The organism is Lysinibacillus sp. fkY74-1, from assembly GCF_053165895.1.
In genome coordinates, this window is the sequence record NZ_CP170173.1 from 3588354 (window position 1) to 3602639 (window position 14286).

Annotated in this window: 13 protein-coding genes; 5 read left to right on the plus strand and 8 right to left on the minus strand. The window is 36.8% G+C overall.

The features are described from left to right. Positions 1 to 203: 203 nt before the first annotated feature. Positions 204 to 1748: an L-glutamate gamma-semialdehyde dehydrogenase gene (gene pruA / locus ACE1MS_RS17725; protein ID WP_447402516.1), complete on the minus strand. Its 1545-nt coding sequence runs from the start codon at positions 1746 to 1748 to the stop codon at positions 204 to 206. 145 nt (positions 1749 to 1893) lie between these two features. On the opposite strand from pruA, the gene ACE1MS_RS17730 reads away from it, so the two are divergent. Next, positions 1894 to 3201 carry a sigma-54-dependent Fis family transcriptional regulator gene (locus ACE1MS_RS17730; protein ID WP_012292395.1) on the plus strand — a complete coding sequence of 436 codons (1308 nt, stop codon included), beginning with the start codon at positions 1894 to 1896 and terminating at the stop codon, positions 3199 to 3201. A 44-nt stretch (positions 3202 to 3245) separates the two neighbouring features. On the opposite strand, the gene yugI is transcribed toward ACE1MS_RS17730, so the two are convergent. The 3 genes from yugI to ACE1MS_RS17745 all read right to left on the minus strand — a co-directional run bounded on the left by yugI (position 3246) and on the right by ACE1MS_RS17745 (position 5880). Beyond that, entirely contained in the window at positions 3246 to 3623 is a 378-nt protein-coding gene (gene yugI / locus ACE1MS_RS17735; protein ID WP_012292394.1) for a S1 domain-containing post-transcriptional regulator GSP13, read from the minus strand. Between the two features lie 84 nt (positions 3624 to 3707). After that, positions 3708 to 5339 carry a hypothetical protein gene (locus ACE1MS_RS17740; RefSeq protein WP_447402517.1) on the minus strand — a complete coding sequence of 544 codons (1632 nt, stop codon included), beginning with the start codon at positions 5337 to 5339 and terminating at the stop codon, positions 3708 to 3710. Further along, positions 5332 to 5880: an RNA polymerase sigma factor gene (locus tag ACE1MS_RS17745; RefSeq protein ID WP_012292392.1), complete on the minus strand. Its 549-nt coding sequence runs from the start codon at positions 5878 to 5880 to the stop codon at positions 5332 to 5334. The genes ACE1MS_RS17740 and ACE1MS_RS17745 overlap by 8 nt, the downstream gene beginning before the upstream one ends. A gap of 209 nt (positions 5881 to 6089) precedes the next feature. On the opposite strand from ACE1MS_RS17745, the gene ACE1MS_RS17750 reads away from it, so the two are divergent. Next, a complete protein-coding gene (locus ACE1MS_RS17750) occupies positions 6090 to 7430 on the plus strand; it encodes a sodium-dependent transporter (protein WP_031418534.1) in 1341 nt (446 codons plus the stop codon). 82 nt (positions 7431 to 7512) lie between these two features. Here ACE1MS_RS17750 and ACE1MS_RS17755 read toward each other — a convergent pair whose 3' ends face one another. Then, positions 7513 to 7773 (minus strand): DUF1871 family protein, encoded by a 261-nt coding sequence (locus ACE1MS_RS17755; RefSeq protein ID WP_031418535.1) that lies wholly within the window; start codon positions 7771 to 7773, stop codon positions 7513 to 7515. Positions 7774 to 7846: 73 nt separating this feature from the next. Between ACE1MS_RS17755 and ACE1MS_RS17760 the strand changes: the two genes are divergently transcribed. Further along, positions 7847 to 9022, plus strand: coding sequence for a MalY/PatB family protein (locus ACE1MS_RS17760; protein WP_031418536.1), 1176 nt, complete (start codon positions 7847 to 7849; stop codon positions 9020 to 9022). A gap of 111 nt (positions 9023 to 9133) precedes the next feature. Then, positions 9134 to 10555: a hypothetical protein gene (locus ACE1MS_RS17765; protein ID WP_012292387.1), complete on the plus strand. Its 1422-nt coding sequence runs from the start codon at positions 9134 to 9136 to the stop codon at positions 10553 to 10555. 40 nt (positions 10556 to 10595) lie between these two features. On the opposite strand, the gene ACE1MS_RS17770 is transcribed toward ACE1MS_RS17765, so the two are convergent. Continuing rightward, positions 10596 to 10808, minus strand: a complete 213-nt coding sequence (locus tag ACE1MS_RS17770; RefSeq protein ID WP_012292386.1) for a hypothetical protein — start codon at positions 10806 to 10808, stop codon at positions 10596 to 10598. Positions 10809 to 10830: 22 nt separating this feature from the next. Continuing rightward, positions 10831 to 11418 (minus strand): peptidylprolyl isomerase, encoded by a 588-nt coding sequence (locus ACE1MS_RS17775; RefSeq protein WP_012292385.1) that lies wholly within the window; start codon positions 11416 to 11418, stop codon positions 10831 to 10833. A 237-nt stretch (positions 11419 to 11655) separates the two neighbouring features. Between ACE1MS_RS17775 and ACE1MS_RS17780 the strand changes: the two genes are divergently transcribed. After that, entirely contained in the window at positions 11656 to 13506 is a 1851-nt protein-coding gene (locus tag ACE1MS_RS17780; protein ID WP_031418539.1) for a transglycosylase domain-containing protein, read from the plus strand. A gap of 148 nt (positions 13507 to 13654) precedes the next feature. Here the strand turns inward: ACE1MS_RS17780 and ACE1MS_RS17785 are convergent, their stop codons facing one another. After that, positions 13655 to 14218 carry a DUF5366 family protein gene (locus ACE1MS_RS17785; RefSeq protein ID WP_012292383.1) on the minus strand — a complete coding sequence of 188 codons (564 nt, stop codon included), beginning with the start codon at positions 14216 to 14218 and terminating at the stop codon, positions 13655 to 13657. Between the last annotated feature and the right edge of the window lie 68 nt (positions 14219 to 14286).

Here is a 14286-nt window from a genome sequence, read left to right on the forward strand (position 1 = left end):
ATGGAAGAAAGGACTATGTATTTCGGTAAGTAACTAATTAATTTAGTAACAATTAAAACGCTAAATTTGCAAACTCCCCCCAAGTAACTACCTCATAAGTGTCTATGGTATAGCGAGAGGCAATATTACCTGGAGAAGTTTCACAAATTCTGTCACAATGCTTCAATTACTACTTATTAAATAGCCCTAACGTCCATGTAAAATTAAAGCATTTCAGAAGTTGTTTTTGCTTGCATGTGAAGTTGTAGGTAGTCTGGGCCACCAGCTTTTGAGTCTGTACCTGACATGTTGAAGCCACCAAATGGTTGGTAGCCAACAATCGCACCTGTACAGCCACGGTTGAAGTAAAGGTTGCCAACATGGAATTCTTCACGTGCTTTTTCTAAGTTCATGCGGTTTGTCGTAATGACAGCACCTGTTAAACCGTATTCTGTATCGTTCGCAATTTCAATCGCATGATCGAAATCCTTTGCTTTTGCAATCGCTACTACTGGTCCGAAGATTTCTTCTTTCATAATGCGTGCAGAAGGCTCTACGTCCGCAAATACAGTTGGTTGTACGAAGTAGCCTACTGAATCATCTGCTGTACCACCAGCTACTAGACGACCTTCGCCTTTACCGATTTCGATGTATTCCGTAATTTTATTGAATGCTGCTTGGTCAATAACCGTTGCCATGAAGTTGCTGAAATCTGTTGGATCTCCAACTGTTAGTGCGTTTGTTAACTCTTCTACACGGTTCACTACTTGGTCATACACATCTTCTACGATAACAGCACGAGAACATGCTGAACATTTTTGACCTGAGAAACCAAATGCTGATTTCACGATCGATTGTGCAGCTAATTCAAGATCTGCTTCTTTATCGACAACGATTGTATCTTTACCGCCCATTTCAGCGATAACGCGTTTGATCCAAATTTGACCATCATTTAGGACAGACGCTCGTTGGTTAATACGTAAACCAACATCACGTGAACCTGTGAAGCTGATGAAACGAGTTTTTGGGTGATCCACTAAGTAGTCGCCCACTTCTGCACCAGAACCTGGTACAAAGTTAACAGCTCCTGCTGGAAGACCTGCTTCTTCTAATACTTCGATAAATTTATATGCCACTACTGGTGTTGTAGAAGCTGGTTTTAGTAATACTGTGTTACCTGTTACTAAAGCAGCCACTGTTGTACCAGCCATAATCGCAAATGGGAAGTTCCAAGGTGAGATGACGATACCGATTCCTAGTGGAATATAGTCATAGCGGTTGTATTCACCTGGACGGCTTTCTACTGGTTGACCGTTTTTAATGCGTAGCATTTGGCGACCATAGTATTCTAAGAAGTCGATTGCTTCTGCTGTATCTGCATCTGCCTCACCCCATGGTTTCCCAGCTTCTTTTGTTAATAATGCTGAGAATTCATGTTTACGACGACGAATAATAGCTGCTGCTTTGAAAAGAACGTCTGCACGAATAGCTGGATCTACCTTTTTCCAAGTTTTGAATGTTTCATCTGCTGCTTGCATCGCTTTTTCAGCTAAATCTTTGCTTGCTTTTGACACACGGCCGATAACTTCTGTTTTCTTTGCAGGATTGTACGAAACAATTTTATCTTCAGTTGTAATACGCTCACCACCGATAATAAGTGGGTAGTCTTGCCCTAAGTAACCTTCAACTTTATTTAAAGCCTCTACATAAGCATTGTAGTTTGCCTCTTGTGAAAAATCTGTGAATGGTTCGTGTTTGTATGGAATCATACTTAATCCTCCCTTGTGAGATGTATTTGGGTATGCAAAAAACATTGACGCAAAATATCTTTGCGTATAAAATATTCTTACACTTATTATAATGCAAAATTTCGTTGCATATTTCAAGTAAAAAATTTTTGAGGTGCACATTTTTATGAAAAATTCTGAACCTTTACTACCTTTTTATGAGTTTATTGCAACAAATGTATCCGTTGGTATTCATGCAGTAGACCTATCCGGCAAGACGATTATTTATAATACAAAAATGAAAGAAATTGAAGGATTCCATTTTGATGAACTTGCGGATCGTTCGATTATTGAAATGTTTTCCTTCCGTCAGCACGAAAGTACATTAATGCGTGTATTGCAAACCGGAAAGAAAGAAATTAATGTTAAACAAACCTATTGGAATAAAAATGGCCATGAAATTACAACCATTAATGATACTTTTCCACTTATTGTAGAAGGAAAACTAATTGGTGCAATAGAATTTGCACGTGATATTACATCATTGGAAAAGCTTGTTTATCAACCCCTTCGTCGTTATGATGAGCCTTTGACGTTTGACATGATAAAAGCTAAATCTGAAGCAATGAAGCAAGTCATCGAAAATGCTAAAAAAGCAGCGGCTGTAAAATTACCGGTATTATTAATTGGGGAATCCGGGACAGGCAAGGATTTAGTAGCTGAAGGCATCCACCACGCAGCTTCACCAGATCCTGAAGCCTTTATGACACTCGTTAGTCGTCGTTCAGCTCAATCGGTGCTTGATAAATTAAATCAGCTTTTAGAAGAAGATAAAGACTATACCTTTTTCTTTGAGCGCATTGATTTTTTGAGCTTAGACATTCAAGAACAGCTATTAGATATACTCCAATCTCTACCGCAGTCCAAGTATATGTTAATTGGCAGTGTAGGTAGCGATCCGATTACATTAATTGCTGAAAAAAAACTGTCCAAATCACTTTATTATTTCTTTGCAACGATGGCTATTACGATTCCCAATTTAACTGATCGAAAAGAAGATATTCTCCCATTTGTGGATGATTATTTTAGCCGACATCGAGAACGATTTGCTTCACAAGTTACAGAGCTAGCACCAGATGTACAGGAATTATTCTTACAATATGATTGGCCTGGCAATTTAAAGGAACTCGAGTTATTATTGGATGAAATTGTTTCATTTATGACGATAGAATCTACGGTTACCTCCGATCTATTGCCGCTTCATTTCCGCTTCAAGGTACAGCAGCAAGATACCAATAACCGTGAACCAGAATTCTTTATGTTCCATCAAAATCACGATGTCATGCCATTAGATGCTTATTTGCGCGAAGCCGAATCATATTATGTGCAAAATGTCTTAAATTTATATGAGGGCAATATTACAAAAGCAGCGAATGCACTTGGGATGAGTAGACAAAACCTTCAATATCGAATCCGAAAAATAAAAAAGCAATAATAAAAAACGAGGAATACCTTCACGCTGAAAGTATCCTCGCTTTTTTATTGTCCAGATTGCTCAATCCAGTCCTGTAATTTATCTTTTAAGGAATTAAAACCATTCGCATCCGATTCATCTACACGGTCCTGCAATGATTTTCGTGGTGGTGATTCTTTTTTTCTTACGGTTACTGGGCGTTCCTGTAGCGCTCTCATCGATAAACTAATTTTTTCGGCCTCTTCATCGATTTCAAGTATCTTGACCGCTACTTCTTGCCCAACAGCTAAAAATTCACTAACGTCCTTCACAAAGCCGTATGTTATTTCCGAAATATGCACAAGGCCTTGCGTATTGTCATCTAATGCAACAAATGCACCGTATGGTTGAATACCTGTAACTTTTCCGGTCAACACGTCTCCTAATTCATATTTTTTTACCATAACCTTTGCCCACTTTCTTTTGGTTTGCTACGTATATATCGCTTAAATTATAACATACGTGTAAAAACGGGGCAAAAAATCTCCTTATTCGGGAATAGCTGTAATGATGAAACGTTTTTCTCCTTTTTCTATAGGAACTGTACCTAATTGGAAGGTTAAGCGCTGGCCAATCATTTGAATGGATTCTGGTTTAACACCTACTTTAATGGTTGTTTGGGATGTATCTGTTGCATATAGAACTGTAAAATGTTGCATACCATCAAATTGAACCAATTTATCCACATCTACAGCTTGAGACACTAACTGTTTTACTGTTTCTTGATCGCCTTTTCCTTGTGCATATAAGAATAGGCTCACAACATTCATTGGGTTTAATGAATCTAGGATGGTATCATCTTTACTTGACACATACGCGTTGTATAAACCTTCCGTTTGGATAATCCAACGGTTATCAATTTGTAAACCTGTTGAACCATCATATATTTCTATATAGACTTCATTACTCAAATATGAAAGCTCCATCCTAATATCCTGTCTTGTTAGTTTGTCTATGGTTTTGGATGTTCCTTCTCTCTTAAATTCTTCGAGGATGAATTGTGCGGTCAAACGCATCGATTCCCCATACTTCCCATTAGCCGTATCATTTAATAGCTCTATATGTTCTGGTGAGTATCTAGTTTTGTCATCACCTTTCAAAAGTACAAGCCACGTATTTTCAAACTCTTTGTTTAAATTTCGCAATTGGAAATCGAGGTATGAATTTGATAAATCATTAACTAATGTTCTTTCGTATAATTTTAAAATACGAGCAGATTCTTCTGCAGAAAAACGTAAATCCTCACCATTGAATAAAGAGCCTGTAGCCAAATATTTAAAATAACCTAATATATCAGGATGAAGACGGTCAATGGATACTGGTGCATCTTTCATAAAAATCGGATTCGTTCTAAAACTATAGTTTTGTCCATCATAAGACAACTCGAAATATTGTTTTTTGGCCGTTGCAATTAATTGATTTAGTTCTTTAGGATAATCTTTCTTTTTTTGTGACAGTACTTTATTATATTGGGAAAGTTCATTTGTATAATATTGCAAAACATCTTTTGTTGGGTAATATATGCTAAAGAAATATCTAGACTCGGCAAATGACATCGGATTTTCGTACGTTTCAATCCGCTCTATCAGCTCTCGAGGTGTTTGCAAACTGTCTAGTATCTCTTGCTCTAACTGTGTTAAATATTTAGGATCATAAGCCATTTTATTTAGTACTATTTTTTTATTTTTAGCTTTATCATTGTATTTATAATCAGCAGATTCAACAAACGAGAGTTTCTTAAAGTCTTCCTCAGGTATGTCAAGCTCAACACGTGTTTTTTCACGTTTCTCTTGATACTTCTTTTGTAAGCTAGAGAACCATTCTTCATAGCTGCTTTCTATCTTTTCTTCATTTGAATGCACGAGAACTGATGGGTGGAGCATAAACGATGATATTAATAGTCCAACTAATAAAACGCTGGCGATGCTAGCAATCCAAACAGCAGGCTTTTGCCATTTTGCTGAAGACTTTAGAATCGTATTTATGGTTTCTTGAGAATCCCTAATGGCATCTTCATTTTCAATTTGCTGAAGTACATGTTGTGGATCTAGTTTTGACTCCATTCGCTCATAGGATTTTTTCAGTAGTGCTATACGTTGATTAAATTGTTTATCATCCATTTTCAACACTCCCTTCTTGCATTAATGCTGCCTTCAACTTTTCTTTCGCACGTAATAGCCGTACTTTGACCGTTGATAATGAAATATTTAAAACCTCTGCGATTTCTTCGTATTTTAACTCGTGAAAATAATACAGTACGATAGGGTACCGATATTTTTCATCTAGGGATTGAATAGCATTATGTAAAGTTCTATCTTCTTCAAATAATAGAACATCGTCTTCAGCAGAGAGAAAAATAGTTTGACGATGCGCATTAAGCTTGTCCCCTTTCGCCAGTTCTCTCTGTTCCTTCCGATAATAATCCCGTGTAGCATTCAATGTAATTTTATAGAGCCATGTCGTAAACCGATCCTGTTTAAATTGATGTAAAAAGCGATACAGTTTAACAAATACCTCCTGTGAAACATCAGCTAAATCATTGCTATGTACGCCACACTGAAAGGCAAACCTTTCAACTGTCTGTTGATGAATTCGAATTAGGTCGATATAGGCATCTTTGTCTCCTTGCTGTGCTCTTGCTATTAAATCGGCCTCTACCAAAGCGATCCCTCCTTTTGTTTATGGAACGACAGAAATATCCTAATTGTTACATATCAATAAGATTTTTTACCAATAAAGGAAGTATCCAACTAAAATTCCATCTCAATGGCTACTAGTGTAGAAACACCCTAGTCAATATTCAGATATTTGCTTGTGTTATGAAAATAATGCGGTAAAATAAAACTTTAGTATAAGGAGGCTTTATTTTTGTGTCATCAAGAGATCAATTTACAACTAAAATTGGGTTTATTTTAGCTGCTGCTGGAAGTGCTATAGGACTAGGAGCCATTTGGAAATTCCCATATATGGCTGGTACTAATGGTGGTAGTGTCTTTATTTTATTATTCGTTTTATGTACATTCTTTATCGGCTTACCAGTACTCATTGCAGAGTTTATGATTGGTCGTCGTGGACAAAAGGATGCTGTCACATCCTTTAAAGAACAGGCGCCAGGAAAGCCATGGTATTTAATTGGATGGGGCGGTATGGTCATTGCGGGCCTTATCTTATCTTTCTATAGTGTTGTAGGTGGGTGGATTTTAAGCTATTTGGGTCGTGCCTTTACTTTTAAGCTAACGAATGCAGGTTCTGACATCAATTATGCAGATTTATTTGGCAATATAATTGCGAGTCCATTTGAAGCAGTTCTTGTGCAAGGGCTATTTATGTTATTGACAGTAGTCATTGTGTCAGCTGGTATTAAGGGTGGCATTGAAAAAGCCAGCACATGGATGATGCCGCTCTTGTTTATTTTCTTCATTATATTAGTCATACGCTCTTTAACATTGGATGGAGCAATGGAAGGCGTTAAATTTATGTTTGTGCCAGATTGGTCTTACCTGAATGCCGAAACATTTTTAATGGCATTAGGACAAGCATTTTTCTCATTAAGTGTTGGTATTGCGGTTATGATTACCTATGCTTCCTATCTATCGAAAACAGAAAAAATTGGTAACTCAGCCATTAATGTTGCATCTATGAACATCATCATCTCTTTACTTGCTGGTCTTGTTATTTTCCCAGCAGTATTCGCACTTGGCTATACACCCGATCAAGGACCTGGCCTCGTATTCATTATTTTGCCGGCTGTTTTCGAGCAACTGCCTCTCGGTGCTCTTTTCTTAACCATCTTCTTTATTTTATTACTATTTGCCACAGTTACATCTTCCATCTCCATGTTAGAAATTGTCGTAGCAATAGCAATCGGAGATAAGCCAGAAAAACGGAAAAAAATTGCATGGATTGGTGGCATCATTATCTTTATTGTTGGTATTCCTAGTGCATTGTCATTTGGTATACTATCAGATGTGAAGATTTTAGACCGTTCTATTTTTGATTTTGTTGATTTTATGACCAACAGCATCGGAATGCCTATTGGTGCTCTGCTCATATCAATTTTTGCAGGTTATTATTATACAAAAGATATTTCACGTAAAGAGCTAGCCGCATCTAGTTGGATATTTACAATTTGGTACATGTTAATTCGCTACGTGTCCCCTATTGCTATATTAATTATTTTCATTCAGGGCATCTTACCATTATTTAAATAAGAATAAAGAACCTCCAACATTAGGATGAAAAAAGAGGTTGTCACATGACAACCCCTTTTTTATAGGAAATATGCAAAATATTTTAAATAATACATTTTGCTTCAAATTTAATAGCAATCAGTTTGTAAGAAATGGCTACACATTCCTCAAAAGGAATCCATTGCTCAAACGAATGCTCATATGTTTCTTGAATAACTTTTGCAAGTGTCGACGGATCATCGATTCCTTGCAATGCCGCTACAACATCTGCTGTTTCCGTATCATAATGGTCTGGACCTAAGTGGAATGGATCCCACTCCTCTAGCAGATGCACAGCTGCTTGATTCATTTTTACATTTTCCAAAATACTCACCTATTTATCCTTTGATCATAATCGTATGATACCATAGTAAATAAAAAAGAAAAGAGTGATTTGCTTGTCTATTTTTGATCAAACTATCAAACGCCGTTTTACAAACTCCGTAAAATGGGACGCAATGAAAATGGTTTATGGACTAAACGATGCGTCCGAGATATTGCCAATGTGGGTAGCTGATATGGATTTTGCTGCTCCGACAGCCGTTTCAAAAGCATTGCAGGAACATGCTGAACGTACTGTTTTTGGTTATAGCTTTATGAGCGAGGAAGCAATACAGTCAATAGTGGACTGGCAAAATACTCGTCATGATTGGCAAATTGACAAGGATTCTATCGTATTCTGTAATGGTGTTGTTGCCGCCTTAGCAAATAGCATTGTAGCCTTTACTAATCCAGGAGATAAAGTCCTTATATCAACACCCGTTTACCCACCATTTTTTAACATTCCAAAAAGCAATGGACGCGAAGTGGTAAGCTGTCCGCTAGTTGAAAAAAATGATGGTAAATTTATCGTAGATTTTGAAGCTTTTGAACAGGCACTAGCTCAAAATGTGAAAGCCTACATATTATGCAACCCTCACAACCCTGGAGGTTATGTATGGGATGAAGCTACTTTAAAGGAAATTGTAAGACTCTGTGCTCAATACGATGTTCTTATTATTTCAGATGAAATTCATGCTGATTTAATGATCAATGGAGAAAAGCATATTCCTATTGCCAAAATAGCAGGCGATGAAATCAATCGGATCGTAACGTGTATGGCTCCTACTAAAACATTTAATTTAGCAGGTATTCAAGTTTCCTATATGATTGTGCCAGATAAGAAAAAACGTCTACAGCTAGAAGCCGTGAATATGGCAAGTGGACAAGGCTCTTTAAATACTTTTGCCTCTGTAGCATTGCAAGCTGCGTATACGGAAGGCACCCCTTGGCTAGATGAATTGCTGCCGTATATTTCAGCAAATATGGATTATGTCAAAGCCGAGTTAGAGCAGATTCCAGGCATTCGTATCATTAAACCACAATCCACTTATTTAATATGGATTGATTATCGAGAGCTTAAGCTTGAAGAAAAAGACATTATGAAACGACTATTAGAAATTGGTCAACTGGCATTAGAGCCAGGTACAAAATACGGAGAAGAGGGTCGAGGCTTCCTACGTATGAATGTAGCTTGTTCATTTGAAACAGTACGAGACGGCGTAGAGCGCTTTAAAAAAGCCTTTGAACAATAAAAATAAGAGAAGGAATTCTGATTATTTAGGATTCCTTCTTTTTATATGTTTAAAATTCTTACGATGTGGAAAAGTCTCTTAACAAACAGATGGAAAAAGGGGTGTTTTCAAATGGACTTAGTTCCTTTAACAATTGAACGTGCATATATGACATTCTTATTTCCCTTCGCCTACCAAATAAAAGATCGGCAAAAGATTGGTCATACCCTTTTAGAAGAAGGATTTTCTTTTTTTGAATTGAACAACGCTAATCTTGAACATGCCTTTTATGGAGACATAACAATTATACATGAGGAGCTTGCCCAATTTTTCTATCCCTTTCTTGAGGATAAATTATTTCCAAATAAAATGGATAGCCCAGACTTTCTTCGCTTCTCAAAAGCATTCTATACACAAGGAGCCTTACACCATCATGAAAATTGTATTAACTACGAGCTTATGAGCATCGATGTGACACTATGCCCTTTCGGCAATGGCATCGTCACCGTTCGAACAAGCATAGACAGCCAATATGATATTAGTGATATTTTAAATTTTATTCATTACTTTAGGGTGCTGGAGGCAAAACTGCGAGAGGAAAAAGGCGCTAGTCATCATTTCTCATTCGGTCATTGTGATTCAACAAGTGAGCTATTATTCAACTATTTTATCCCCTTCTTAAAACCGTTCCTTCAGCATCACCAAGACCATACCTATGAAGGGTTACCTTTTTTTGAAGATGAGCGAATGTTTTCCTCAGCCTATTTAATTTGTGATGAAAAAGCAGAACTATTACCTGAGCATCTTTTTCGATTAGGGCAAGTAGATGGAAGAACACCTGATGGCAAGCCCTTTATTTCGAGTACTAACTCTCAATATATTTCAAACTATGTGCAGGAACACGCCCATACACGGTGGGCACCTAATAGTTTTATTATCTCTTCAGCACAGTCACAAATGACACTTACAAATAGGCCTTTTGAACATTGTTCACATAGCATTCAGGAGTTTATGGGGACTCACTATTACAATTTATTCATTCATTATTTTTATAAAATGATGCTTCTAAAGCTTTCCTATGAATACAGTGAAATTAAATGGGGGAAAGATAAACAAATTGTTAATGAATTAATCGAACTTATCACAGAGTTTTCTGCACGTTATTATTTTGAAGAGGTCGTTGTTCGGACTGAAGGTAGAGAAATAGCTCAAATGCTACGAAAGCATTTCCGTATTAATGAACATTATGTAGGAACAAAAGCGACATTGAACAGCCTATATCGAACACAAGAAGATCAATCCGATAATCGAAGCAATAATTTACTATTTATTTTAACCGTATTTACGGTTATTTCCGGTATTTACGGAATGAATTTAGTCATTGAAGAATGGAAGGACAGTAATGATTTAGATAGTGTTTGGAGCTATACACCGTTCGAATGGGTTGCCTTCATTACCGCCTTAAGTGGAATTGGCCTATCCATTGTACTCGTTTGCTTCCATGCCTTCAAAACAATACAAAACATGGTTCGTCGTTCAAAAAGAAAAATTTAAAATAAAGAATCTGTCTCCATTGGAGGCAGATTCTTTTTCATTAGACATTTTGTTGGTTGTTTGTGCTTTTCTTTTCTGCTAATATACGCGCTTCAATTTCCTTTGATTTCATTTCCTGCTTTTTAGAAATTTTTCGGAAAAGCGTAAACACGATTACACATAAAATAAGCATGATTAAAAATTCAAATGCTGCTGGAATATATCCTGATTTATCTTCAGGGAAATATAAAAATTGATACATTAAGTTTTCCATGCTCTACACGTCCTTATAATTATTATTCAAAGACTGTAATTGACTCAATTTTCACATCTTCTAATGGCTTATCACGAGGATCTTTTTCTACATCCGCAATTTTATCTACAATATCCATTCCTTCTACAACATGACCGAATACAGTATGTTTATGGTCTAACCAAGGAGTACCACCATTTTGTGCATAAGCTTCGATAATTTCCTCTGGGAAGCCTGCTCCTTGTAATTGACGAAGCATATCGCTTGGAAGATGTTTCATTTGTACGATAAAGAATTGAGAACCATTTGTGTTTGGACCAGCGTTAGCCATTGATAGCGCACCACGTAGGTTAAACAATTTATCTGAGAATTCATCTTCAAAAGAATCACCCCAAATTGACTCTCCGCCCATACCTGTTCCTGTTGGGTCACCACCTTGAATCATAAAGTCTTGAATAACTCGGTGGAAAATGATGCCGTTATAATAACCTGATTTAGCATGACCCAAAAAGTTTTCAACAGTTTTTGGTGCAAACTCTGGGAACAGCTTAATTTTAACTGCACCTAATGTTGTGTTCATTTCTACAAGCACTTCGCCTGCTTGTACGTCTGTTGTTAATTGTGGAAACATGGAAGTCTCTCCTTTAATGATAATTTTCAGTTTCAATGAAAAAGATGACAATTCATCCTTCTTGACCTCATTTTAGTCTAACATAATTCCAATTGGTTTTCTTCAACAAAGTATTGACGATTTATGCACTTTTAACTTCCTTTCTAAAAACAATGGAAATAGGTCTGACCGAGTATTTGGAATCAATCCAAAATATGTTATTCTGTTGAAGGATTCATAGAAAGAGTGGAGGCACACATGAAAAAGGCTTTTGGGTTTTTTATTATACTTCTTTCCCTACCTGTTCTATGGTGGATTAGCACAAACATACGAACAGAAATCAATACAGCACAAGCACATGAAGAACAAATTTCACAGGCGATTCATTTACCTGAAGTACAACCCCAGCTCCCTATAACACTTAAGGATCAAAATGGGCAAACATTTAGTGAAGAATATGTCGAATGGCGGCAGCCATTAACATTGCAAGAAATTCCACAAATTGCCCAGGAAATATTCATTGCAAGTGAGGATGCCGACTTTTATGAACACATTGGCTTTGATTTAAGTGCTATTATGCGTGCAGTAGTCGCCAATTCAAGTACAAGTACTAGCTCACAGGGTGGCAGTACGATTACACAGCAGCTTGTTCGAATGCGTTATTTATCTGATGAAAAAACATATGAACGAAAATTAACCGAACTTTTTTATGCTTATGAATTAGAAAAAGAATTCGATAAAGAAGCAATATTAACCATGTATCTTAACGAGTCCTATTTTAGCAATCAAGTTTACGGTATTGGTGGAGCAGCAACCTATTATTTTCAAAGACCACTTCAGCAATTATCTATAGCTGAAATTGCTTTTATTGCAGCGATTCCCAATAACCCTTCACTTTATAACCCTTTAAAAAACTTTGAACAAACTAAAGCACGTCAAGAACGCTTATTAGATACACTTGCCGTGAAAGGTAGCATTACAAAGGAAGAAGCGACAACTTATAAGGCAAAACCGATTACATTGCATATTAAGGATAAAATTCAAAGCTATCCTATGTACAGTACTTACGTTCTTCAAGAATTAAAATGGTTAGTTGCAGAAAAAGAAGGCTATGCGGATCGACTTAACCATACAGATAATGAGGAAGAGAAGAAAAAAATTAAGACACAATTAGACAATCGACTTGATTCATTATTTCAAAATGGACTGATTATTAACACTGCGTTGGATCCACAAAAACAGCGGCATGATGAACAACAAATGACAGCTACCTTAGGTGCCGGTTCATTGCAAGCAGCAGGTGCTGTTATTCAAAACCAATCAAGAGAAATCGTTAGCTTATATGCAGGAAAAAGCTATGAAAAGTTTGATTATCATCGTGCATTTCAAGGAACACGGCAACCAGGTTCCGCGTTTAAGCCACTGGCCGTCTATGCTCCTTTCTTTGAAACAACAACACATACACCTGATTCGATTGTAAATGGTGGCAGTTATTGTGTCGGATCATTTTGCCCTCAAAACTACGGGGGCTACAAGTATGGGGATGTGTCGCTGCGCACTGCATTTCGACATAGCTACAATACATCGGCACTGCGACTCTTCCAGACAGTTGGCATTGATACAGCATTTCAATATTTAGATCGCTTTCATTTTCGCTCCATTGTAGAAAAGGACCATAATTATGCAGCTTCCTTGGGCGGGCTTACTTACGGTGTAACAGCTTTAGAGCTAGCAGATGCCTATACAAGCTTTATTGATGGATCTTATGTTCTAGCACATAGCATTCGTAAAGTGACAGCTTTAGATGGAACAGAACTCTATAGTTGGGATACACAGCGTGATCAAATTTGGTCTCCTAAAACAGTAAAATACATGCGTGAGCTACTTGCCGATGTTGTGACGAACGGTACGGGACAGGGAGTCTACAGTAATAGCAGCTACGTTGGGGCCAAAACAGGGACAACGAATGACTATCGAGACTATTGGCTTGCCGGACTTAATGATACCTATACAGCGGCCGTATGGATTGGCTATGATAAGCCTCAATCCATGCAAAAATTAGAAGAATACAAAATTCATCATCAATTATTTAATGTTTTACTTGAGTAAAATTAGTAGTTTGGTTGTATGACAAAAAGGAACGGGTTACTTGGACGTGCCAGGCAAAATAACAGAACCCCCATGCAAACAGTCATTTAAGAAATAGCAAAAGCCCTCGAGATTGAGATTCTCGAGGGCTTTTGCCTACAGTATGCATTTATTGAGCAAATGGCAGACTTGCTAATATTCCATTATATAGTTTCAATACAACATAAACGATGAATGTTAATAGAATAGTCCACATAAAAAGCTCAAAGATTAATAGACCGATTGTGCCGCCCATTGACATAAAATGACTCATTTTGTAAATAAGATAAATGAAATATGTAAAAACAGTTAGAACAAAAATTCCTATTAACACATAAATAAATTGGATGGCAAATGCTGAACACATGGCACCAATAAACAAAATAATATAGCCGCCTCGTGCTTGACTAACAGTTGCTCCATCGTTGTCTTTTGAAAAAAAGAGCATTCCTAACTCATGGATTGTTTCTCCTACTAGTTTGAGTGCTGAAAATAGCATAAAAAAAACAATAGCAAACACAATGAGTAAAAATACACGTAATTCAACATCAGACAAAAATTCTCGCATACCTGAATATACACCGATTGCTCGAAAAATTTGTAAAGATTCTCCAACTGCATACATACCAAATGTCAAACTAAACAATAAAATTGTAATTAATGGTAAATAACCATAGATATACGGATTCTTCATAAAAAATTTTTTCCTCTATTTTTATTGATAACTTCCTATTTATAATATAACGAAAATTCTCCTACTAC

Coding starts and splice junctions, on each gene's coding strand:
- ACE1MS_RS17765 (WP_012292387.1), top strand. CDS start 9,134: ATGGACTTAGTTCCTTTAACAATTGAACGTGCATATATGACATTCTTA.
- ACE1MS_RS17770 (WP_012292386.1), bottom strand. CDS start 10,808: ATGGAAAACTTAATGTATCAATTTTTATATTTCCCTGAAGATAAATCA.
- ACE1MS_RS17785 (WP_012292383.1), bottom strand. CDS start 14,218: ATGAAGAATCCGTATATCTATGGTTATTTACCATTAATTACAATTTTA.
- ACE1MS_RS17740 (WP_447402517.1), bottom strand. CDS start 5,339: ATGGATGATAAACAATTTAATCAACGTATAGCACTACTGAAAAAATCC.
- ACE1MS_RS17730 (WP_012292395.1), top strand. CDS start 1,894: ATGAAAAATTCTGAACCTTTACTACCTTTTTATGAGTTTATTGCAACA.
- ACE1MS_RS17780 (WP_031418539.1), top strand. CDS start 11,656: ATGAAAAAGGCTTTTGGGTTTTTTATTATACTTCTTTCCCTACCTGTT.
- ACE1MS_RS17775 (WP_012292385.1), bottom strand. CDS start 11,418: ATGTTTCCACAATTAACAACAGACGTACAAGCAGGCGAAGTGCTTGTA.
- yugI (WP_012292394.1), bottom strand. CDS start 3,623: ATGGTAAAAAAATATGAATTAGGAGACGTGTTGACCGGAAAAGTTACA.
- pruA (WP_447402516.1), bottom strand. CDS start 1,748: ATGATTCCATACAAACACGAACCATTCACAGATTTTTCACAAGAGGCA.